Origin of the sequence: Enterococcus spodopteracolus, assembly GCF_030441955.1 — a bacterium.
GTDB lineage: Bacteria > Bacillota > Bacilli > Lactobacillales > Enterococcaceae > Enterococcus_B > Enterococcus_B spodopteracolus.
Map to the genome: position 1 here is coordinate 150,158 of NZ_JARJHD010000002.1, position 24,204 is coordinate 174,361.

The 24,204-nt window shown below is 39.9% G+C and carries 19 protein-coding genes; 18 read left to right on the top strand and 1 reads right to left on the bottom strand.

Annotated features, from left to right (window positions below; translation table 11 throughout):
* Positions 1 to 258: 258 nt before the first annotated feature.
* Positions 259 to 1,950 carry an arginine--tRNA ligase gene (argS, locus tag P3R27_RS03690; protein WP_034687613.1) on the top strand — a complete coding sequence of 564 codons (1,692 nt, stop codon included), beginning with the start codon at positions 259 to 261 and terminating at the stop codon, positions 1,948 to 1,950.
* A gap of 499 nt (positions 1,951 to 2,449) precedes the next feature.
* Here argS and P3R27_RS03695 read toward each other — a convergent pair whose 3' ends face one another.
* A complete protein-coding gene (locus P3R27_RS03695; protein ID WP_034687612.1) occupies positions 2,450 to 2,929 on the bottom strand; it encodes an arginine repressor in 480 nt (159 codons plus the stop codon).
* A gap of 375 nt (positions 2,930 to 3,304) precedes the next feature.
* On the opposite strand from P3R27_RS03695, the gene rpsB reads away from it, so the two are divergent.
* The 17 genes from rpsB (at position 3,305) to ribF (ending at position 24,069) form a co-directional block, all read left to right on the top strand.
* Positions 3,305 to 4,087, top strand: a complete 783-nt coding sequence (gene rpsB, locus P3R27_RS03700) for a 30S ribosomal protein S2 (RefSeq protein WP_010735184.1) — start codon at positions 3,305 to 3,307, stop codon at positions 4,085 to 4,087.
* A 102-nt stretch (positions 4,088 to 4,189) separates the two neighbouring features.
* Entirely contained in the window at positions 4,190 to 5,071 is an 882-nt protein-coding gene (tsf, locus tag P3R27_RS03705) for a translation elongation factor Ts (protein WP_126134158.1), read from the top strand.
* Between the two features lie 234 nt (positions 5,072 to 5,305).
* A complete protein-coding gene (gene pyrH, locus P3R27_RS03710) occupies positions 5,306 to 6,028 on the top strand; it encodes a UMP kinase (protein ID WP_010735186.1) in 723 nt (240 codons plus the stop codon).
* A gap of 3 nt (positions 6,029 to 6,031) precedes the next feature.
* Positions 6,032 to 6,589: a ribosome recycling factor gene (frr, locus tag P3R27_RS03715; RefSeq protein ID WP_023519849.1), complete on the top strand. Its 558-nt coding sequence runs from the start codon at positions 6,032 to 6,034 to the stop codon at positions 6,587 to 6,589.
* Between the two features lie 181 nt (positions 6,590 to 6,770).
* Complete coding sequence (gene uppS / locus P3R27_RS03720) at positions 6,771 to 7,577, top strand: undecaprenyl pyrophosphate synthase (protein WP_065095888.1); 807 nt, start codon at positions 6,771 to 6,773, stop codon at positions 7,575 to 7,577.
* Positions 7,574 to 8,374, top strand: a complete 801-nt coding sequence (locus P3R27_RS03725) for a phosphatidate cytidylyltransferase (RefSeq protein ID WP_034687606.1) — start codon at positions 7,574 to 7,576, stop codon at positions 8,372 to 8,374. Before uppS ends, P3R27_RS03725 begins: the two co-directional genes overlap by 4 nt.
* A 198-nt stretch (positions 8,375 to 8,572) precedes the next feature.
* Positions 8,573 to 9,841, top strand: a complete 1,269-nt coding sequence (gene rseP / locus P3R27_RS03730) for an RIP metalloprotease RseP (RefSeq protein ID WP_126134156.1) — start codon at positions 8,573 to 8,575, stop codon at positions 9,839 to 9,841.
* A gap of 58 nt (positions 9,842 to 9,899) precedes the next feature.
* The gene (locus P3R27_RS03735) at positions 9,900 to 11,609 is read left to right on the top strand and encodes a proline--tRNA ligase (protein ID WP_010735191.1); all 1,710 of its coding nucleotides are present in this window, start codon (positions 9,900 to 9,902) and stop codon (positions 11,607 to 11,609) included.
* 404 nt (positions 11,610 to 12,013) lie between these two features.
* Positions 12,014 to 16,366, top strand: coding sequence for a PolC-type DNA polymerase III (locus tag P3R27_RS03740; RefSeq protein WP_126134155.1), 4,353 nt, complete (start codon positions 12,014 to 12,016; stop codon positions 16,364 to 16,366).
* Between the two features lie 205 nt (positions 16,367 to 16,571).
* Positions 16,572 to 17,045, top strand: coding sequence for a ribosome maturation factor RimP (gene rimP, locus P3R27_RS03745; RefSeq protein ID WP_010735193.1), 474 nt, complete (start codon positions 16,572 to 16,574; stop codon positions 17,043 to 17,045).
* Positions 17,046 to 17,066: 21 nt separating this feature from the next.
* Positions 17,067 to 18,254 carry a transcription termination factor NusA gene (gene nusA, locus P3R27_RS03750; protein ID WP_010735194.1) on the top strand — a complete coding sequence of 396 codons (1,188 nt, stop codon included), beginning with the start codon at positions 17,067 to 17,069 and terminating at the stop codon, positions 18,252 to 18,254.
* A 23-nt stretch (positions 18,255 to 18,277) separates the two neighbouring features.
* Positions 18,278 to 18,571: an RNase P modulator RnpM gene (rnpM, locus tag P3R27_RS03755; protein ID WP_010735195.1), complete on the top strand. Its 294-nt coding sequence runs from the start codon at positions 18,278 to 18,280 to the stop codon at positions 18,569 to 18,571.
* The gene (locus tag P3R27_RS03760; protein WP_034687600.1) at positions 18,568 to 18,879 is read left to right on the top strand and encodes a YlxQ-related RNA-binding protein; all 312 of its coding nucleotides are present in this window, start codon (positions 18,568 to 18,570) and stop codon (positions 18,877 to 18,879) included. Before rnpM ends, P3R27_RS03760 begins: the two co-directional genes overlap by 4 nt.
* 12 nt (positions 18,880 to 18,891) lie before the next feature.
* Positions 18,892 to 21,318, top strand: coding sequence for a translation initiation factor IF-2 (infB, locus tag P3R27_RS03765; RefSeq protein ID WP_034687599.1), 2,427 nt, complete (start codon positions 18,892 to 18,894; stop codon positions 21,316 to 21,318).
* A gap of 24 nt (positions 21,319 to 21,342) precedes the next feature.
* Positions 21,343 to 21,690 carry a 30S ribosome-binding factor RbfA gene (gene rbfA, locus P3R27_RS03770; RefSeq protein WP_010735198.1) on the top strand — a complete coding sequence of 116 codons (348 nt, stop codon included), beginning with the start codon at positions 21,343 to 21,345 and terminating at the stop codon, positions 21,688 to 21,690.
* Between the two features lie 503 nt (positions 21,691 to 22,193).
* Positions 22,194 to 23,117, top strand: a complete 924-nt coding sequence (gene truB, locus P3R27_RS03775) for a tRNA pseudouridine(55) synthase TruB (protein WP_034687597.1) — start codon at positions 22,194 to 22,196, stop codon at positions 23,115 to 23,117.
* Positions 23,118 to 23,124: 7 nt separating this feature from the next.
* Entirely contained in the window at positions 23,125 to 24,069 is a 945-nt protein-coding gene (gene ribF / locus P3R27_RS03780; protein ID WP_034687595.1) for a riboflavin biosynthesis protein RibF, read from the top strand.
* Positions 24,070 to 24,204: the final 135 nt, after the last annotated feature.

The window sequence follows — 24,204 nt, forward strand, 5'->3', positions numbered from 1 at the left end:
CAAGAGAGTAATTGGTGTCATTTCGTTCAAAGCGAGTCTGGGTAGAGTGGAAGCCGGACGAACAAATCCCAATGAAGCGCACTTGGAGAACTCTGTCTTTGACAGACGGTCGTCTACCGATATCAGATTGAGCAGGTCCTTTTTTAGGACAATTGGAGTGGTACCGCGGGAATTCTCGTCTCTAGTAAATTCATGGAAAAGATGGATTTGCTAGAGATTTTTTTGTTTTACAGCAAACAATATGTAGGAGGAAAATAAATGAATAACAAAGATGTTGTTGCAAAAGCACTATATGAAGTCGTACAAGATGATTTGACGTTGGAGCAAGTCGCACAATTACTTGAAAATCCAAAATCAGCGGATCATGGAGATGTCGCATTTCCCACGTTCTCTTTAGCAAAGATCTTCCGCAAAGCACCACAACAGATCGCAGCGGATCTTGCTGAGAAAATCGATGCAACAAATTTTGAAAAAATCGAAGTCGTCGGACCATACTTGAACTTCTTTATGAACAAAGAGATCATCAGTAAGCAAGTGTTAGCTACAGTAGTAAAAGAAAAAGAACACTATGGGGATAGCACGATCGGTAACCAAGGAAGCGTGCCGATCGATATGTCTTCACCAAATATTGCAAAACCAATTTCAATGGGTCACTTACGTTCGACAGTAATCGGAAACTCAATTGGCTTTATTATGGAAAAATTAGGTTACCAACCAGTACGTATCAACCATTTAGGAGACTGGGGCACACAATTTGGAAAACTGATCGTTGCCTACAAAAAATGGGGATCTGCTGAATCTGTTAAAGCTGAACCAATCAATGAATTATTGCGTCTATATGTCCAATTCCACGAAGAAGCTGAAACACAACCTGAATTGAATGATGAAGCTCGTTCTTGGTTCAAGCGTCTAGAAGAAGGCGACGAAGAAGCGATGGAGTTATGGCAATGGTTCCGTGACGAATCAATGAAAGAATTCAACAAGATCTATGACTTGTTAGAAGTTCGTTTTGATTCATTGAACGGGGAAGCTTTCTATAATGACAAGATGGATGAAATCGTCGAATTACTAGAAGAAAAACATCTCTTACAAGAAGACAAAGGTGCAGAAATCGTTGACTTATCTGCTTATGATCTAAATCCTGCCTTGATCAAAAAATCAGATGGTGCGACACTTTATATTACGCGTGATTTGGCAGCTGCACTATACCGTAAACGTACGTATGATTTTAGTCAATCACTATACGTAGTTGGTAATGAACAAAGTTATCACTTTAAACAATTGAAAGCTGTCTTGAAAGAACTAGGTTTTGACTGGGCAGATGATATGCACCATATCCCGTTTGGTTTGATCACACAAGGTGGTAAAAAACTATCGACACGTAAAGGAAAGATCGTTTTACTAGAAGAAGTATTGAATGAAGCAATCGACTCAGCGAAACAACAAATCAGTGAAAAGAATCCTGATTTGGAAAACAAAGATGTCATCGCAAAACAAGTCGGTGTGGGTGCTGTTATTTTCCACGATTTAAAAAATGATCGTTTAAATACGTTTGACTTCAATTTAGAAGAAGTGGTTCGTTTTGAAGGAGAGACAGGTCCTTATGTCCAATATACTCATGCTCGGGCGATGAGTTTATTAGACAAAGCAGGTTTTGTTCCTTCTGAAGATCAAGCTTATGCGTTGAATGACGAAAATAGTTGGGAAGTCGTGAAGCTTGTACAGAAATATCCTGAAACAGTGCTTCAAGCTGGTGAAAAATATGAGCCATCGATCATTGCAAAACATGCGATCAAATTGGCACAAGCGTTCAACAAGTACTATGCACATACAAAAATCTTAGCGGATGATGACCAAAAAGATGCGCGCTTAGCGTTAGTTTATGCTGTCACTGTTTTACTAAAAGAAGACTTACGTCTATTAGGATTACATGCACCAGATAAAATGTAAAAAGTTTCATTGTTCAAAGATTTTCTGAAGAGAAATCTAAATGTTATGTTTCAGTCAATAATCCATGACATATTTTACAATTAAATTGATTTTTATCTAGAAGAGTTTATTTAAGAAACGAGCCAAGTCGGGATTTGAAAAAATCCCGGCTTTTTTGACGTATTTTTGGTAAGGCATACAGTTTCATAGTTGTTTTATGTTGAAATGAAACTGGCAAAACCTGCCTGATTAAAAGTTAACTAATCTTTAAATGATTTTTTAGCGCTTGTTGTGTGTCTCAATGATATTTGTATGTATTCTACCAGTGGAAGACATTCCTATTGTTGTTTCTATGAGGTAATTGAGTACGAGGTATACCGGAACTTTCATAGCAACGAAAGATTAAGTCGACTTGAGAGAGGTTCAAGGTTCTTCTCTAGTATTGATTCAAATAAAAAAGATGCTGGCAAATTTCACCAACATCAAAAAATATAGATACAATTACTATTTGTTATGGTATTTAAAAAATTGTAGCTGTAGTGGGATGATGCAAGAAGTTTTCAACTAACTGCGCATCTTCATCATCTTTCGAAATAATGATCGTTGTATCAAAGCCAGCAATCGTACTAACGATATGAGGCGGTTTGATTTCATCTAAGACAGCAGCGAACAATGGTGCGTTGTCTGGTAAGGTGTGGACGATAGTCAAAAAATGAACTCGTTCCACTTTTAACACGATATCTTCAATCATCTGGATCAAACGTTTTTCATCTTCGCTTTTTGATTCAGCTGTCTCCTTTTCTTTGAACAGGACAAAATGGGAAACACCATTTTCATCAGGCGCCTTGACGATTTTTAAGTCACGTATATCTCTTGAAATCGTCGCTTGAGTCGCAGATACACCCATTTCAGTCAGCTTAGCTAACATTTCATCTTGTGTACGGATCGTATTATCTTCAATGATTTGTTTAATCAACAAGTGTCGCTCAGTTTTTCGCATTTTAGTTCTCCTTTAACGAAACTTTTCACAAGTATCATAACAAAAAAACGTTGAATTGCCCATCTTTATTTTCCAGTTACCTGTTTATTTTTTCACGAATTCCTTATAAAAAAACAAAGAAATAAAATAAAAAAATGAGAGGGAGAAAAAGAAGACACAAAAAATTAAGTAAGTTGATTTTTTTTTCTTGAATTTTATGCCCAATTCAGTTAAACTATTGAATGTTGAGCAGAAAAAGATCACTTTGGTGTATCTTGCGTCACTACTCAATAAATCCACATTCTTGTTGGATCGTTGGTCGGTGCTTGTAAAAGTTGGCTAGCGAGTTGGAAGACAAGAAGAGGGAAAATAAAAACCAAATCGGAGGAAACAAACATGGCAGTAATTTCAATGAAACAATTACTAGAAGCCGGTGTACACTTTGGTCACCAAACGCGTCGCTGGAACCCAAAAATGAAGAAATACATCTTCACAGAAAGAAACGGAATCTACATTATTGACTTGCAAAAAACAGTTAAATTAGTAGATGCAGCTTACGATTACATGAAGAGCGTAGCAGAAGAAGGTGGCGTTGCTTTATTCGTAGGTACAAAAAAACAAGCACAAGAAGCAATCAAAGATGAAGCTACTCGTGCTGGACAATACTTTGTAAACCACCGTTGGTTAGGTGGAACATTGACAAACTGGGATACGATCCAAAAACGTATCGCTCGTTTGAAACAAATCAATGCAATGGAAGAAGATGGAACTTTTGCAGTTCTACCTAAAAAAGAAGTTGCTGGTTTGAACAAACAACGTGAACGTCTTGAAAAATTCTTAGGTGGTATCGCTGATATGCCAAGAATCCCAGATGTAATGTACATCGTTGACCCACGTAAAGAACGCATTGCCGTTCAAGAAGCACACAAATTGAATATCCCAATCGTAGCAATGGTTGATACAAACTGTGATCCAGATGAGATCGACGTAGTTATCCCATCAAACGACGACGCAATCCGTGCCGTTAAATTGATTACTTCAAAAATGGCTGATGCTTTCATCGAAGGAAATCAAGGGGAAGATCAAGTAGTTGAAGAAGATTTTTCAGCAGAAAACACAGCGACTTCAATCGAAGAAATCGTTGATGTTGTTGAAGGCGACAACTCTTCAGCAGAATAATTTTTAAATGATGGAGCTGTTTCAAAGGCTAGGCGACAAGCCTCACTCTCCTTTGAAACAGCTTTTTTTAAAGAAAAAGCATACAACTAGGAGGAAGAAAAAATGGCAGACGTTACAGCTAAAATGGTAAAAGAACTACGCGACATGACTGGCGTAGGAATGATGGACGCGAAAAAAGCATTGGTTGAAGTTGAAGGTGACATCGAAAAAGCAGTAGATCTTTTACGTGAAAAAGGAATGGCTAAAGCTGCGAAGAAAAACGATCGTATCGCCGCTGAAGGTCTTGCTTCAGTTGCAGTGAAAGGTAATACTGCAGCAATCGTTGAAGTCAACTCAGAAACAGACTTCGTTTCTAAAAACGAAATGTTCCAAGACTTAGTAAAAGAAATCGCTGAACTAGTTGCTGAAAACAAACCAGCTGACATGGACGCAGCAATGAAAATCAAAACATCAAAAGGAACAGTTGAATCTGACTTGATCGAAGCAACACAAGTTATCGGTGAAAAAATCAGCTTCCGTCGTTTTGAAGTAATCGAAAAAGAGGACAACGCTGCATTTGGCGGTTACCTACACATGGGTGGACGTATTGCTGTATTAGCTGTTTTAGAAGGTACGACTGACGAAGCAGTAGCTAGAGACGTAGCGATGCACGTAGCAGCGATCAACCCTCGTTATGTAAACGAAACACAAATTCCTGAAGCTGAATTAGATCACGAACGTACAGTCTTGACTGAACAAGCATTGAACGAAGGCAAACCAGCGAACATCGTTGAAAAAATGGTTGAAGGACGCTTAAACAAATTTAAAGCTGAAATCGCATTGGTTGACCAACCATTCGTTAAAGATCCTGATATGACTGTTGAAAAATTTGTTGCTTCTAAAGGCGCAACTGTGAAATCATTTGTCCGCTTTGAAGTCGGCGAAGGTATCGAAAAACGCGAAGATAACTTTGTAGAAGAAGTAATGAACCAAGTGAAAAAATAATCCGGTTTATAGACTTGATCAATGGGACGATGTTTGGTGCAAAGAAAATGAAGATCATTCTCCGTTTTCTTTGTGCCCCCATCGATTCCATCGCTTATTTGAATGAAATGAGGAGCAGCGACATTCGTCACAGCTCTTTTTTTTAGGGCAAGAGATATCAGGAGCATAGGTATTTTCGTGCCTAAACTATCTGGATATGGTAGAATGTCAATAGAAAATATTGGAGGAATGAACATGGTCACACCAAAATATCAGCGTGTCGTCTTAAAATTAAGTGGAGAGGCTTTAGCTGGAGATGAAGGGTTTGGAATCAAACCACCAGTTATCAAAGAAATCATCCAAGAAATCAAAGAAGTCCACGAGTTAGGCGTAGAGATGGCAATTGTTGTCGGCGGTGGAAATATCTGGCGCGGTCAAATTGGCGCACAAATGGGGATGGAACGTGCACAAGCGGATTACATGGGCATGTTAGCAACTGTGATGAATGCTTTAGCATTACAAGATACATTAGAAAATGTTGGTGTTCCTACACGCGTACAAACCTCAATTGAAATGCGACAAATCGCAGAACCATACATCCGTCGTAAAGCAGAGCGTCATTTAGAGAAAGGGCGCATCGTTATTTTTGCCGGTGGTACTGGAAACCCTTATTTTTCTACAGATACAACTGCGGCATTACGTGCAGCTGAAATTGGCGCTGATGTTATTTTAATGGCTAAGAACAATGTTGACGGTGTTTATTCTGCCGATCCAAAAATCGATTCAACAGCAGTGAAATTCGATGAATTGACACACATGGAAGTCATTGCAAAAGGATTACAAGTAATGGATTCAACTGCTAGTTCATTGAGTATGGACAATGATATCCCGTTACTTGTGTTCAATCTTAATGAACATGGAAACATTCGCCGAGCAATCTTAGGTGAAAATATCGGAACAACCGTAAGGGGGAAATAAACAATGGCAGATGCAATTATGACAGAAGCAAAAGACAAGATGCAAAAAGCAGCACAAAATCTACAACGTGAACTTGGACAGATCCGTGCCGGCCGTGCGAATGCGAGCTTATTAGATCGTATTACTGTTAATTATTATGGCGCACCAACACCATTGAACCAACTAGCATCGATCCAGATCCCAGAAGCAAGAGTATTGATGATCACACCATTCGATAAAAGTGTGCTTCAAGACATCGAAAAATCGATCATGGCAAGCGACATCGGTATCAGCCCAACAAATGACGGAAATGTGATTCGTTTAGTCATTCCTCAGTTAACAGAAGAACGTCGGAAAGAATTAGCGAAAGACGTGAAAAAAGAAGCTGAAAATGCAAAAATCGCTGTCCGTAACATTCGTCGCGATGCAATCGATGAGTACAAGAAACAACAAAAAAATGGCGATATTACAGAAGATGATTTGCGTGACTTAGAAAAAGAAGTGCAAACTCTAACAGATGACAGTATCAAAGAAGTAGATCGTATCGCTGCAGACAAAGAAAAAGAATTGCTTGAAGTATAAGAATCAATAAAGACAGGTGGACAGTGTGAAGTGCTGTCTCCTGTTTTTTACTTTTTTGACTAAGAAAAACTAAAAAATCCTTTGAATTTGCGTAAAAAAAGGGCTATACCATAGGAAATAACGATAGATATTGCTATAATGGTAAAGATAGTTGTAATTTTTTAGTATGGGAGGAAAAAGAATGTTACGTTTTTTTCCGCAAAAAAACAAATATATTCAAGAAAAAAGTGAGTACCATTTTGATGCGCAGAGAGATATCCCGAAACATATCGCAATCATCATGGATGGGAATGGTCGTTGGGCACAAAATCGTCGTCTTCCGCGAGTGGCTGGCCACAAAGAAGGCATGGAAACCGTTAAGAAAGTCACTAAAAAAGCTTCTCGACTTGGGGTAAAGGTGTTAACGCTCTATGCGTTTTCGACCGAAAATTGGAAACGTCCAAAAGAGGAAGTCAATTTTTTGATGCAATTACCTGTAGACTTTTTTGATACGTTCGTCCCTGAGTTGATTGCTGAAAATGTCAAGGTACAAGTGATGGGCTATGAAGAACTCTTGCCGGAACATACGCAAGATGCAGTACGCCGTGCCATTGAACAAACCAAAGAAAATACGGGAATGATCTTAAACTTCGCCCTGAATTATGGTAGTCGGGCAGAAATCATCTCTGCAGTCAAAGCAATCAGTGAACAAGTAAAAGAAAATGATCTTTCTACGGAAGACATTGACGAGGACATGATCGCGGATCATTTGATGACCGGTTTCTTACCTCCCGAACTTCGCGATCCAGGTTTAGTCATACGGACAAGTGGCGAAGAACGGATCAGTAATTTCTTATTGTGGCAGATTGCTTATAGTGAATTATATTTTTCAAAAGCCTTATGGCCAGATTTTGACGGCGCCCATTTAGAGGAAGCAATCGCTTCTTATCAACATCGAGACCGTCGTTTTGGTGGCGTAAAAAGTGTAGATAAAGGAGAACAATCATGAAGCAACGTGTGATCACTGCGGTCGTAGCATTGGCATTATTTATTCCGATCATTTGGATCGGAGGAATTGGTCTTGAGCTAGTAGCGGCTTTATTAGCAGTAGTTGGTGTCTATGAACTTTTTCGTATGAAAGGATTGACACTATTAAGTTTTGAAGGAGTTCTTTCTGCCATCGGTGCAGTTTTTCTTGTCCTGCCGAAAGAGCGCTGGTTTTTCTTTTTACCTGAACAAACAAATGAATTTATGTTGTTTTATTTGACTGTGATGATCCTATTGGGTGCCGCTGTCTTCTCAAAAAATATGTATACGATCGATGAAGCTGGTTTTCCAGTTGTTACCAGTTTATATGTCGGTTTTGGTTTTCAAAACTTTGTTAGTGCGCGTACAGAAGGAATCAACGTATTGCTTTTTGGCTTATTCATCGTTTGGGCAACCGATATTGGCGCATATCTAGTTGGTAGACGTTTTGGTAAGCGTAAGCTATGGCCAGATATCTCACCCAACAAAACGATTGAAGGTGCATTAGGGGGGATCGGTAGTGCAGTAGTTGTTGCATTATTGTACTTCTTATTGTATCCACCACAAGAATTGTTTGGTCATGGACTACTAGTCATGTTACTCCTAACGATCATTCTTTCGATTGTTGGACAATTCGGGGATCTAGTTGAGTCTGCGATCAAACGTCACTACGAAGTCAAAGATTCAGGGAATATTTTACCAGGACATGGAGGAATATTGGATCGATTCGATAGTCTGTTATTCGTCTTTCCTGTCATGTATTTATTTGGATTGATATAAATCAAAATTCTGTAGAGAAGCTTCCTAAGCGGTCAGTCATTTACTAGTCAAGAAGACAAGATCATGAAGGGATTCTTTACAGAATTTTTATTTTTTCACATTATAATCGGTGCTTGGTGAAGTTTGGATAATATGGTAAAATTAAGTAGTTTTATTTTAACTGAATAAAAAATAATGATTAATGTAAAGGAGAATAGGATGAGAACAATTATCACGTTCATTATCGTTTTTGGCATCTTAGTGATCGTACATGAATTTGGCCACTTCTTCTTTGCGAAACGATCAGGAATCCTAGTTCGTGAGTTTGCGATTGGCATGGGACCTAAAATCTACGGTCATCAAGCAAAAGACGGCACGACTTATACATTGCGTTTGTTACCAATCGGTGGCTATGTGAGAATGGCTGGGAATGGGGACGACGAAACGGAAATGGCCCCAGGAATGCCGTTATCACTCTTGATGGATTCAGATCATGTCGTAAAGAAAATCAATTTAAGCAAAAAAATCCAATTGACCAATGCGATCCCAATGGAATTGATCCGTTATGATCTTGATGAAGCACTCACGATCACAGGTTATGTGAATGGTGATGAAACGCAAGAAGTAACGTATGCAGTGAATCATGATGCTTCGATCATCGAGGCGGATGGGACTGAATTGAGGATCGCACCGAGAGATGTACAGTTCCAATCAGCCAAATTATGGCAACGAATGTTGACTAACTTTGCGGGTCCAATGAATAATTTTATTCTAGCGATTCTATTATTCATCATATTAGCATTCATGCAAGGCGGGGTGACAGTCACAAATACCAACCAAATCGGTGTTGTTACGCCAGACGGAGCTGCGGCTGCAGCCGGACTGAAAGAAAATGATGAAATTCTTTCAGTAGAGGGAAAAACAATCCAAACATGGAATGATCTGACAGCGATCATTACTGAAAATCCAGATAAACCACTTGATTTTGAAGTTGAACGAAATGGACAGGTTTCTTCTGTTGAAGTGACACCGAAAGCAATTGAGTCGAATGGTGAAAAAATTGGTCAACTTGGGATACAAGCGCCAATGAAAACTGGCTTCTTCGATAAGATCATCGGTGGAACACAACGTGCATTTAGTAGCTCTTTGGAAATATTCAAAGCATTAGGTTCATTATTTACCGGCTTTAGCTTGGACAAATTAGGTGGACCGGTGATGATGTTCCAATTGTCTTCTGAGGCAGCGAATCAAGGAATCATGACAGTCATTGGTTTGATGGCAATCTTATCCATGAATTTAGGGATCGTCAATTTATTGCCAATCCCAGCATTAGATGGTGGAAAACTAGTCTTGAATATTTTTGAAGGTGTCCGTGGTAAACCACTTAGTCAGGAAAAAGAAGGCATTTTGACGCTTGTTGGTTTTGGCTTCCTGATGCTATTGATGGTATTAGTAACATGGAATGACATTCAACGATTCTTTTTCTAGAAAAAGTAGGGTATAATGACATGCGTTAGATTATTTGAGGAATAAAGGAGTTTAGATAATGAGACAATCAAAAATGTTGATTCCAACATTAAGAGAGGTTCCAAATGATGCGGAAGTATTAAGTCATCAAATCTTACTACGTGCCGGTTACATTCGTCAGGTTTCGGCTGGAATCTATTCTTATTTACCACTTGCAAATCGTGTATTAGAAAAATTAAAAACGATCATGCGCGAAGAATTTGAAAAAATCGGCGCAGTAGAAATGTTGATGCCAGCGATTTTACCTGCTGAGCTATGGCAAGAATCTGGTCGTTATGAAACATACGGGCCCAACTTATATCGCTTGAATGATCGCAACGATCGTCAGATGATCTTAGGACCAACACATGAAGAAACATTTACAGAATTGATCCGTGATGAAGTCAATTCATACAAAAAATTACCTTTGAATCTTTATCAGATCCAAGCGAAATACCGTGATGAAAAACGTCCTCGTTTTGGACTATTGCGTGGACGCGAATTTATCATGAAAGATGCTTATTCTTTCCATGCCTCTCAAGAGAGTTTGGATGAAACATACAAAGATTATGAAAAAGCTTATACAGAGATCTTTAAGCGTTGTGGTCTAGAGTTCCGTGCAATCATCGGTGACGGTGGCGCGATGGGCGGAAAAGACTCAAAAGAATTTATGGCAATCTCAGAAATTGGTGAAGACACGATTTGTTATTCAACAGAAAGTGACTATGCAGCAAATTTGGAGATGGCGACGAGCTACTATGTGCCAAAAAAATCCCATGAAACACAATTGGAAATGGAAAAGAAAGAAACCCCAGATGTGAAAACCATCGAAGAGGTTGCAGCTTTCTTTGACGTTCAACCACAAAAAATTATTAAATCTGTACTCTTCACAGCAGATGAGCAACCTGTTCTAGTTTTAGTTCGTGGCGATCATGAAGTCAATGATGTGAAATTGAAAAACTTCTTAGGTGCAGATTTCTTAGAAGAAGCAACAGAAGAAGAAGCGAAAAACTATTTAGGCGCTGATTTTGGATCAGTTGGACCAATCGGTGTAGCTGAAGAGGTCAAAGTCTATGCGGATCGTCATGTTCAAGATCTGGCAAACGCTATTGCGGGAGCGAATGAAACTGGCTACCATTATATCAATGTCAATCCAGAACGTGATTTCAATGTTCTAGCATATGAAGACTTACGCTTCGTCCAAGAAGGCGATCCTTCGCCAGATAATAATGGCGTATTAGCCTTCACTCGAGGGATCGAGATCGGGCATATCTTCAAACTAGGTACACGTTACAGTGAATCAATGGGAGCTACTGTTCTTGATGAAAATGGTCGTGAAAAACACGTGATCATGGGTTGCTATGGTATCGGTGTGAGCCGTCTACTTTCCGCGATCGTTGAACAAAATGCAGACGAAAACGGTATTCACTGGCCAAAAGGCATTGCACCATTTGATTTGCATGTCGTACAAATGAACTTAAAAGATGAGTTCCAAACGAACTTGACGAATGAAGTGGAAAAAGCAATGAACGAAGCTGGTTATCAAGTACTTGTTGATGATCGCAATGAGCGTGCCGGTGTTAAGTTTGCTGATTCTGATTTGATCGGATGTCCAATCCGTATCACCGTCGGTAAAAAAGCAGTAGATGGCATCGTCGAAGTGAAAATCAAAAAAACAGGTGAAATGGTCGAAGTTCGTAAAGAAGAACTTGTAAATACATTACCGATTTTATTGAATCAAGGCGAATAAGCAAGAGTGGAAAAGTCGTATCAGTCTTTTAGGAGACGGAAGCGACTTTTTCATTTCCTTTTCCTCAGTTAATGAACGGTGTCCAAGAAGCAACACTTCAATAATAAGCCAAAAAAATCAAAATGAAAAAGCCATTTTTCGATTTTCTTGTCTTATTCCTCAGTGCTGATCGCTTTTTTCACAACCTGATAAACGGTTTTCGAAAAGCTAACCTTCAACATTAAGCTGGAAAATTAAAAAATATGAAAAGCTATTTTCTGATTTTCCAGCTTACTGCTCAGGTCAGAGCGCTTTTCTTACAACCTTAATGAAAATTTCCCTAAAAAGGGTTATACTAGATAGTATTGAAAAGTAAGGGTCGGAAATGGAATAATTTCTGGTCTTGACAGAAAGGGCGTATATTTTTGTCAGAAAAACGAGAGTTATTTGAGAAATTATTGGAGCAGATCCAATTAGAAGAAACAGAAAAAGCACATCCGCTTATTTCTGCTGGGGAAATGGAACAGGTGGTGGTCCATCGTAAATCTCGTCTGTGGGAGTTTACGTTACGTTTTCCAGCTATTTTGCCTGTGATGCTTTATCGCTCGCTGGTGCAGCATGTTATACTTGCGTTCAAAGAAATTGCTGAGGTGAAAATCACAGTCCAAGCAGCGGATCAAACATTCGATGAACAACTCTTACAAGATTATTGGTCGCAAGCACTGGAAAGTCAGCAATGCGATACACCTTTAGTACAAAAGGTATTAAAGACGCAAGTACCAACGATCAAAGAGCATAAGGTGATTTTGCCTGTTGATGGTGAGGGAGCGATCGGCTATCTTAAACAACAATATCTGCCATTAGTAGAACAGTTATTTGTTAGTTACGGTTTTCCTAAGTTTCGAATCGAACCAGAAGTTGATGAGCAACAAGCAGAAAGAGTCCTAAAGCTTTTTGAAGAAAGACGACAAGAACAGGCTGAGGCGTTCATGAAACAAGCGGCTGAAAGTTTGATTGTTCATGAACAAAAGAAAAAAGAGCGCAAAGAGCAATTACCAGCGCTTGACGGGCCAATCCAACTAGGAAGAAATATCCCGAATGATGAGCCTATCACACCGATGATCAATATCTTGGAAGAGGAACGCCGGGTAACGATCGAAGGCTACGTGTTCGATAAAGAAGTACGTGAGCTTCGTTCAAAACGTAAGATTTTGACATTGAAGATCACAGATTACACCTCTTCATTTATCGTCAAAAAGTTTTCAAATAATGAAAAAGATGAACAAATCTTTGAAGCAATCAGTACGGGTAGTTGGTTGAAAGTTCGTGGGAGTGTCCAAGAAGACACGTTTGTTCGTGACCTAGTGATGAATGCCCAAGACATTTTAGAAGTTAAACATGCACCACGTAAAGATTATTCTCCTGAAGAGGAAAAGCGTGTCGAATTACATCTTCATAGTAATATGAGTACTATGGATGCAACGAACAATATTTCAGATCTTGTGGCACAAGCAGGTAAGTGGGGACATAAAGCAATTGCAATCACTGACCATGGCGGTGCACAAGCATTTCCAGAGGCACATAGTGCAGGGAAAAAAGCTGGTGTGAAGATCTTGTATGGTGTCGAAGCGAATGTGGTCGATGATGGGGTGCCGATTGCGTATAATGACGCCCATGATTCATTGAGTGAATCCACTTATGTCGTGTTTGACGTGGAGACAACAGGTTTGTCTGCTGTTTATGATACGATCATCGAGTTAGCTGCTGTTAAAATGTACAAAGGAAATGTCATCGAAAGTTTTGATGAATTTATCGATCCTGGACATCCCTTATCACGAACAACCATTGATTTGACAGGGATCACGGATGAAATGGTTCGCGGTTCAAAATCTGAGGAGGAAGTTTTACGCTTATTCTTGGAATTCTCAAAAGATGCGATCCTAGTTGCCCATAATGCGGCATTCGATATGGGATTTTTGAATACAAGTTATGCCAAATACAACATCCCTGAAGCAGCCAATCCAGTTATAGATACCTTAGAATTAGCTCGTTATTTATATCCACAATTCAAACGGTTTGGTTTAGGTGTACTATCCAAAAAATTCGGTGTTAGCTTGGAACAACATCACCGCGCGATTTATGACGCGGAAGCAACCGGACATCTGGCTTGGATATTTATCAAAGAAGCGATGGAAAACCACGAAATGTATTATCACGATCAGTTGAATGCCCATGTAGGTGAAGGTGATTCTTACAAACGGGCGCGACCTTTCCATGTCACATTACTAGCTAAAAACCAAGCTGGATTAAAAGACCTGTTCAAATTGATCTCGATGTCAAACGTCGATTATTTTGAACGCGTGCCACGAATCCCCCGATCACAGCTAAAAAAATTCCGACAAGATTTGTTAGTTGGCTCTGCCTGTGACAAGGGTGAGATTTTTGAAGCCATGATGCAAAAAGGGGTAGAAGAAGCACGTAACCGGGCGAAATTTTATGACTATATCGAAGTCATGCCTAAAGCTGTCTATGCACCACTCTTGGAGCAAGAGCTTGTCAAAAATGAACATGACTTAGAAGAAATCATTCGTAACTTAGTAGAAATCGGCAAATCATTAGATAAAATCGTTGTAGCGACAGGAAATGTCCACTACCTGAATGAAGAAGATGCAATCTATCGTAAAATCTTGGTCAATTCGATGGGGGGAGCCAATCCATTGAATCGTCACAGTCTGCCCGAAGTGCATTTCAGAACAACAGATGAGATGCTGACTGCATTCTCCTTCTTAGGTACGGATTTAGCAAAAGAAATCGTAGTTGAAAATACCAATAAGATTGCAGATATCTGTGAAGAAGTCGTGCCAGTGAAAGATGAATTATATACCCCTAAAATTCCTGGTTCGGAAGATGAAATCACGGATCTAAGTTATTCGAAGGCAAAACAAATGTATGGTGATCCATTACCGGATATCGTAGAAAAGCGTCTGAAAAAAGAGCTGGATTCGATCAATGGTAATGGCTTCTCTGTGATTTATTTGATTTCACAAAAGTTAGTGCATAAAAGTAATGAAGATGGCTATTTAGTAGGTTCTCGTGGCTCGGTTGGTTCTAGTTTCGTAGCAACCATGACAGGGATCACAGAGGTCAATCCATTGGCACCCCATTACTATTGCCCAGATTGTCAGTATTCGGAATTTTATGAAGATGGAACTTACGGTTCAGGATTTGATATGCCTGAGAAAAAATGTCCAAAATGTGGCGCTCGTTTAAATAAAGATGGGCATGATATTCCGTTTGAAACATTCTTAGGTTTCCATGGCGATAAAGTACCCGATATCGATTTGAACTTCTCAGGGGATTACCAAGCAGAAGCCCATCATTATACGAAAGTATTATTTGGCGAAGAGTATGTCTATCGTGCGGGAACGATCGGTACTGTTGCAGATAAAACGGCGTATGGATTTGTAAAAGGGTTTGAACGTGATCACAACTTGCATTACCGCAGCGCCGAAGTGGATCGCTTAGCCAAAGGTGCTACTGGGGTCAAACGAACGACCGGACAGCATCCAGGAGGGATTATTGTTATCCCCGATTATATGGATGTATATGATTTCACGCCGATCCAATATCCGGCAGACGATCAGAATTCAGAATGGAAAACGACCCACTTTGATTTCCACTCGATCCATGACAATGTCTTGAAACTTGATATCCTGGGACACGATGATCCAACGGTGATCCGGATGTTGCAAGATTTATCTGGGATTGATCCACAAACGATCCCAACCGATGATCCGGAAGTGATGCGGATCTTTTCTGGACCCGAAGTCTTGGGAGTCACACAAGAACAGATTTATTCTAAAACAGGTACACTAGGGATACCGGAATTTGGGACACGTTTCGTTCGTGGGATGTTAGAGGAAACACATCCAACGACCTTTGCGGAATTATTGCAGATCTCTGGTCTTTCTCATGGTACGGATGTTTGGTTAGGAAACGCAGAGGAATTGATCAAACGTGGGGATGCGACGCTGGCTGAAGTAATCGGCTGTCGTGACGATATCATGGTTTATTTGATCCATGCTGGCTTAGATAGTGGCATGGCGTTCAAAATCATGGAGACGGTGCGTAAAGGATTATGGAATAAGATCCCTGACGAATTACGTGAAACGTATTTGACCGCAATGAAAGAAAATAACGTACCTGACTGGTACATCGATTCTTGTTCGAAAATCAAATACATGTTCCCGAAAGCCCATGCCGCCGCCTATGTTTTGATGGCGCTACGGGTTGCTTATTTCAAAGTTTATTTTCCGATATTGTATTACTGTGCCTATTTTTCCGTTCGTGCAGATGACTTTAATCTTGTCGCTATGTGCAAAGGAAAAGAAGCAGTGAAAGAGGCGATGAAGGAAATCACGGATAAAGGGTTAGATGCTTCTGTAAAAGAAAAGAATCAGTTGACAGTTTTAGAGTTAGCCAATGAAATGCTAGAACGTGATTTGAAATTCGGAATGATCGATTTATACAAATCCGATGCAGTAAACTTTGTGATCGAAGGAGATACGCTGATTGCGCCATTCCGTGCGGTACCAAGTTTAGGGGCCAACGTAGCGAAACAAATCGTCGAAGCTAGAAAAGATGGTCCTTTCTTATCCAAAGAAGACTTGGCAACTCGTGGGAAAGTCTCGAAGACGTTGATCGAGTATATGACAGAAAATGGTGTCTTGAAAGATTTACCTGATGAAAATCAATTATCGTTATTTGATATGTTATAAAAGTCAACGTCAGAAATGAAAATGAATCAAAATGAAAGCAAAGATTAGTAAAGCTGGTTGCCAGTTGGTTCTAATGATATGGCTTGTCATTTAGAGTGGTTTATGTTATAGTTATTTAAGGTAATGATACTAACTGTGAGTGAGCGGAATTTTCGCTCACTCTTTTTAATGGAATTACGGATCTAATTTTAAGGAGGCGAAATCTTTGAGTAGCGTCGTTGAAACAGTCACAGAAATGGTGACACCGATCTTAGATGAACAAAAGTTTGAGCTAGTAGAAGTAGAATTTGTCAAAGAAGGAAAAAGCTGGTTTTTACGGGTGTTTATAGACAAAGAAGGCGGAATCGACATTGAAGAATGCGCATTTGTCAGTGAAAAATTAAGTGAGAAACTTGATACGACAGAGCCAGACCCGATACCACAAGCATATTTTCTAGAGGTATCATCTCCAGGCGCAGAACGCCCTTTGAAAAAAGAGGCAGATTATGAAAAAGCACGAGGAGAGTATATCCATGTGTCTTTATATCAACCAGTTGACGGAGAAAAACAATACGAAGGTTTTCTCCAATCATTTGATGCTGAACAGCTTACATTGAAGATACGCATAAAGACACGGGAAAAAGAAATTGTTTTTGACCGTAAGAATATTGCCAAAGCTCGCTTAGCAATCCAATTTTAATCACGGAGAGGAAACAGAAGAATGAGTAAAGAAATGTTGAACGCGTTAGATGCTTTAGAGGCTGAAAAAGGAATCTCAAAAGAAATCGTGATCGACGCTTTAGAAGCTGCGTTAGTTTCTGCATACAAACGCCATTATGGGCAAGCACAAAACGTAGAAGTAGAATTTGAACAAAAAAAAGGCAAGATCCATGTCTATGCAGTGAAAGAAGTCACCGAAGAAGTGATGGACTCACAATTAGAAGTATCTTTGAAAGACGCCTTGTTGATCAATCCTGCTTACGAGATCGGTGACAAGATCCGTTTTGAAGTCACACCAAAAGATTTCGGTCGTATCGCTGCCCAAACAGCTAAGCAAGTCATCTTGCAACGTGTACGTGAAGCAGAACGCACGATCATCTATAACGAATTCAGTGCTTATGAAAAAGACATTATGCAAGGTATCGTTGAACGTCAAGACAAACGTTATATCTATGTCAATTTAGGTAAAATCGAAGCGGTACTATCAAAACAAGACCAAATGCCAAATGAATTTTATCAACCACATGATCGTATCAAAGTATATGTATCACGTGTTGAGAATACATCAAAAGGCCCTCAAGTCTTTGTTAGCCGTAGTCATCCTGATCTTTTGCGTCGCTTATTCGAACAAGAAGTACCAGAAGTTTATGATGGACTTGTTGAAATCGTCAGCGTTGCTAGAGAAGCAGGCGATCGTTCAAAAGTGGCTGTTCGCTCAACTGATCCGAATATCGATGCTGTCGGCACTTGTGTCGGTCCTAAAGGCCAACGTGTCCAAGCAATCGTGAATGAATTGAAGGGCGAAAACATGGATATCGTTGAGTGGGATGAAGATCCTGCGGTGTTCATTGCGAACGCATTGAATCCTTCACAAGTCGTGGATGTCATTTTTGACGAACAAAATCCAAAAGCTTGTACGGTCGTTGTGCCGGATTATCAATTGTCATTGGCAATCGGTAAACGCGGACAAAATGCGCGACTAGCAGCCAAATTGACGAACCACAAAATCGACATCAAATCAGAGTCAGACATGACTGAATTCTATGAGAAAAAAGCTCAGGCAGAAGCAGCAATCTCTGAAGAATTACACGATGAAGCAATCATCCAATCAGATTTGACAGATGATGAATATCAAACAATCGCATTTGAAGACGAAACAGCTGAAGTAACTGAACAAGAAGAAATTTAACTGCTAGTGAAGGAGGCAAAGAGATGAAACAAAGGAAGATCCCTTTACGCAAATCTGTGGTTTCAGGTGAAATGAAACCAAAAAAAGAGATGATTCGTGTCACACGTTCAAAAGAAGGCGTGGTATCGATCGATCCTACTGGAAAAATGCCTGGACGAGGAGCGTATGTCTCACTTGAGCCGGAGGAAGTACAACAAGCTTGGGATAAACATCTCTTGGATCGTGTACTTGAAGCTAAGCTAACAGATGAATTTTATCAAGAACTATTAGATTACGTCACTCACCAAAAAGCCCGAAAAGAGCTATTTGGCGAATGAATGGAATGAATCGGCAAAAAGCCATGAATCTTATTGGTCTAGCGATGCGTGCCGGAAAAATGATCACAGGTGAAGAATTGACGATCGGAGACATCCGTCGCCAAAAAGCCAAGATCGTTTTCGTCGCAAGTAATGCCAGTGAGAATACCAGAAAAAAAATCAAAGATAAGAGTTCGTACTACAAAGTTCCTTGCTTTGAGCTGTTTTCTGAGGAAGAAATCACGCAGATGATCGGTAAACCTCGGAAAGTGATAGGAATCACGGACACCGGCTTTGCAAAAAAGGTCAAGGAGCTAATTGAAGGTTAGGAAGGTGATTGCATGGGCAATAAACGAATTTATGAACTAGCGAAAGAATGGAACAAGTCTAGTAAAGAGGTCGTTGATAAAGCGCAGAAACTTGGAATCGATGTGAAAAATCACATGGGTGCGGTCAGCACACAAGATGAAAAGAAACTGCAACAAGCGTTCAACCAACCACAGCAGAAAAAGCAACCAGTACAAAAAGCAAACCAAAAACCAGCCGGACAACAGCCAAGTAACCAAAAGAAAACAAACGAACTATCGAACCAACAAAAAAATAAAAGTAACCGCAACTATCAAGATCGCGGTCAAGGGAGCGGTCAAGTGAATCAAGGAAAAAACCAATCAACAAATCAGAATAAGAGTAGCCAGACAGGCGGAAACAATCAAAACCGTCAAGGAACTACTCAAAACAATAATCAAAATCGCCAAGGTAACAACCAAGGCAGTAACCAAAACCGTCAGGGAACTACTCAAGGTAGCAACCAAAATCGCCAAGCTAACAACCAAGGCAGCAACCAAAACCGTCAAGGAGCAAACCAAGGCGGCAGCCAAAATAGAAACAATAATAACAATCGCGGCAAATTCAACAATAACAACCGCAATCGTTTCAACAAAAAAGGGAAAAAAGGCAAACAACAAACTTCAAACAAGCCAGCAGTTCCACCACGTAAATTCCGTGAGTTACCTGAAGTATTAGAGTATACAGAAGGTATGAATGTTGCAGATATCGCGAAGAAAATTCACCGCGAACCAGCAGAGATCATTAAAAAATTATTTATGCTAGGCGTGATGGTCAATCAAAACCAAGCATTAGATAAAGATACGATCGAATTGTTAGCAACAGACTACGGTATGGAACCACAAGAAAAAATCCAAGTAGATATTGCGGATATTGATAAATTCTTTGAAGCGGATGAAGTGAATCCAGAAAAATTAGTCTCACGTCCACCAGTTGTTACGATCATGGGACACGTTGACCATGGTAAAACAACTTTACTCGATACTTTACGTCATTCTCGCGTAACAAGCGGAGAAGCCGGTGGTATCACACAGCATATCGGTGCGTATCAAATCGATATCGATGGCAAACCAATCACATTCTTGGATACACCAGGACATGCGGCCTTTACAAGTATGCGTGCTCGTGGTGCAAGTATCACTGATATCACGATTTTAGTTGTTGCCGCTGATGATGGTGTAATGCCACAGACTGTAGAAGCGATCAACCATGCGAAAGCAGCTGGTGTTCCAATCATCGTTGCAGTCAACAAAATCGATAAACCAGGTGCAAATCCACAACATGTGATGCAAGAATTAAGTGAATATGAATTGATTCCTGAAGCATGGGGCGGCGAAACGATTTTTGTAGAAATCTCAGCGAAATTCGGCCAAAATATCGAAGAACTATTAGAAATGATTCTTTTAGTCGCAGAAGTGGAAGACTTGAAAGCTGATCCAACACAACGTGCGATCGGTACAGTGATCGAAGCACGATTAGACAAAGGAAAAGGTCCTGTGACAACATTACTTGTTCAACAAGGTTCATTGAATGTTGGAGACCCAATCGTTGTTGGAAACACATACGGTCGTGTACGTGTAATGGTCAACGACTTAGGACGCCGTGAAAAAACAGCTGGACCAGCAACACCAGTTGAAATCACAGGATTGAATGATGTACCCCAAGCAGGCGATCGTTTTGTTGTCTTTGAAGACGAGAAAACAGCTCGTGCGGCGGGTGAAGAACGTGGCAAACGTGCGATGTTAGAACAACGTGCAGCAACTAGTCGTGTGACATTAGACAACTTGTTTGAAAGCTTAAAAGAAGGCGAATTAAAAGAAGTCAATGTTATCATCAAGGCTGATGTACAAGGTTCAGCCGAAGCATTAGCTGCTTCATTGAAGAAGATCGACGTTGAAGGTGTACGTGTCAAGATCGTCCATTCAGCTGTTGGAGCAATCAATGAAAGTGATGTGACGCTTGCTGCGGCAAGTAATGCGATCATCATTGGTTTCAATGTTCGTCCGACACCACAAGCGAAAATCCAAGCAGATACAGAAGAAGTGGATATCCGTCTTCACCGTATCATCTACAAAGCCATCGAAGAAATCGAAACAGCGATGAAAGGGATGTTGGATCCTGAATTTGAAGAGAAAATCACTGGTCAAATGACTGTCCGTGAAACCTTCAAAGTATCAAAAGTCGGAACGATCGCTGGTGCCTTTGTCACTGATGGTTACATTCGTCGTGATAGCGGCGTGCGTGTCATTCGTGATGGTATCGTCATTTTCGAAGGACAATTAGCAAGCTTGAAACGCTTCAAAGACGATGTTAAAGAAGTGAAAATGGGCTTTGAATGTGGAGCAATGGTTGAGAAATTCAATGATCTAAAAGTAGACGATGTTATCGAAGGCTTTATTATGGAAGAAATCAAAGTCGACTAATTTAAAAAAAGGAGGCCGCTCATTATGGCTAACTATCGTGACCGCAGAGTCGGTCAAGAAATTTTAAAAGAAGTGAATGATATCTTACGCAAAAAAGTACGTGATCCACGTGTGGAAAACGTAACAATCACAGATGTGCATGTCACGGGTGACCTGCAACAAGCAACGATTTATTATAGCCTTTTATCTGACTTAGCTTCAGATAAGAAAAAAGCGCAAGAAGGGTTGAATAAAGCAAGTGGACTGATTCGTCGTGAATTAGGGCATAACATGAGCATTTATAAAACACCTGAATTGACGTTTGAGCTAGACGAATCAGTTGTATATGGTAATCATATCGATGAATTATTGCGTAATTTAAACAAAGACTAATGTTCTAACGGGTTGACTCGTTCGTATCAATGGTCGAACAGTGAGGATACAATAACTGTATCCTCACTGTTTTTTTGTATATTTTCATTCGACACTAGAGAGCCAAACGAAATACAACGAAAAAATCCAAAAATAGCAGGAGCCATTTTCGAATTTTTTCGTTGTATTCGTAGCAGATGATCATCGCTGAATTGTCCGCTTTTTGGGGAAAACATGTTTCATCATAAAAGCAAATTATGAGAATTGACTGATCAAAGAATCATCCGATCATCTACCAGATAACCATCCGTATAACCAATCAAAAGGTGCAAAGAAAAGATTTTCCATAGGTGCTCCCTCCTTTACAAAAAGAATACCACCTTTCTATTTACAACAGTGTGAACTTTTGTTACGTTTATGTTTCTAAAACAAAATAATCGTACATTTAAGGATCAATCCCGTCAGTTTTTGATCCGATGTGTTATAATAATTCAGTTAATACTTAAAAGAATGGAGAACAGAAAATGGAAGGCTTATTACCTTTATGGAAAGAACGCGGCATGACTAGCCACGATTGTGTATTCAAATTACGAAAAATTTTACATACAAAGAAAATCGGACATGGGGGGACATTAGATCCTGATGTAGATGGTGTTCTTCCAATTTGTATTGGTAAAGCCACTAAAGTCATTGAATATCTGGCCGATTCGGGGAAGACCTACAAAGGAGAAATCACACTTGGCTACAGTACAACGACTGAAGACAAGTCAGGAGAAATCGTTGAACAACGAGCTGTCACCGAAGTGTTGACAGAAGACCAAGTAGATGAAGCAATGGCTGCTTTGGTCGGTGAGATCACACAGATTCCTCCAATGTACTCGGCTGTGAAAATCAATGGTCGACGTTTATATGAATATGCTCGAAATAATGAAACAGTGGAACGACCTGTACGCAAGGCACAGATCTATCGTTTTGAACGAACGAGTGAAATCCTCTGGTCAAAAGAAGCAGGTACCGTTTCGTGGCGGTTTGAAGTCGAATGTGGCAAAGGTACCTATGTCCGAACATTGGCTGTAGATACGGGGAGTAAGCTGGGCTATCCTGCGCATATGTCAGATTTGACGAGAACAGTGAGTGCCGGCATGGATGAATCCCAAGCTATTACTTTAGCTGAAGTAGCATCATATATGGAGAATGGTACGATCGAAGAGTATTTATTACCCATTGAAACGGGTGTAGCAAAGTTCAAACAGGTCGATATCGACGAAACAGTGTGGCAGAAAGTCAAGAATGGTATGCGCTTAGATTACCAAGTATTCGGTCTATCAGAGATGCCCTCAGAAGAAATTGCCCTTTTTTATCAAGGAAAAGTAGTGAGTATCTACCAACCAAATCCAAAAGAAAAAAATAAGTTAAAACCAAGTAAAGTTTTAAGAAATGAGGTTTAATGTAAAAATGGAAATCATCAAAATCAGACACCCTTATCAAGTTTCACAAATTCCGAAAGAAGACGTCGTACTGATCTTAGGTTTCTTTGACGGAGTTCATTTAGGACATCAGAAAGTGATTGAAACGGGGCGAGAAATTGCTCAAAGAGAGGGTCTGAAATTGGCATTGATGACATTTAATCAACATCCGTCAATCGTCTTTAAAAAAATCAACCCAAGTAACGTCAAATACTTGACTACGTTAGAACAAAAAGAAGAAAAAATGGCAGAACTTGGTATCGATTATCTTTACGAAATTGAATTTACTTCTGCATTTGCCCACTTAGCCCCTCAAGATTTCGTTGATCAGTATATTGTAGGACTAAATGCTAAGTATGCCGTTTCTGGCTTTGACTATACGTATGGTCCAAAAGAAATTGCGGATGTCCCTCATCTCCCTGGTTATGCAAAAAGTCGTTTTGAAGTAGTCACTGTACCAAAAGAGCAACAAGAAGGGGAAAAAATCAGTTCTTCACGGATTCGTCAAGACTTGGATGCTGGGGATGTCACGAGTGTGGCCCATTTGTTAGGCTATATTTATGAAATCGACGGTGTGGTCATCCACGGGGACGCACGTGGTCGCTTATTAGGATTCCCGACAGCCAATGTCAAAGTTAAAAGCACCGTTCATTTACCAAAAGTGGGTGTCTATGTTTGTGAAATCAAAATCGGTGAGACGTGGTACCCAGCAATGGGATCAATCGGGCATAATGATACATTTGGCGATGGACGTGAATTGACAGTCGAACTATATATTCTAGATTTTGATCAAGATATCTATGGTGAACATGTCTACGTTCGTTGGCACGAGTTTATCCGAGATCAAGTGAAGTTTGATGGAGCAGAAGCTCTAATCGAGCAATTAAAAGCAGACGAACAAGTAACTGCTGATTTTTTTGAACATGTTGAGTAAGCAAATGTAGTATTCAAGAATAAGGAAGAAGCCCAATCAGGATAACTGAAGGGCTTTCTTTTTTTGGAAAGTTTTTTTTAGTGCGTATGATTTGCTTTCACCTACACTTCGTAGTGTACACTGTCTTTATAGCTA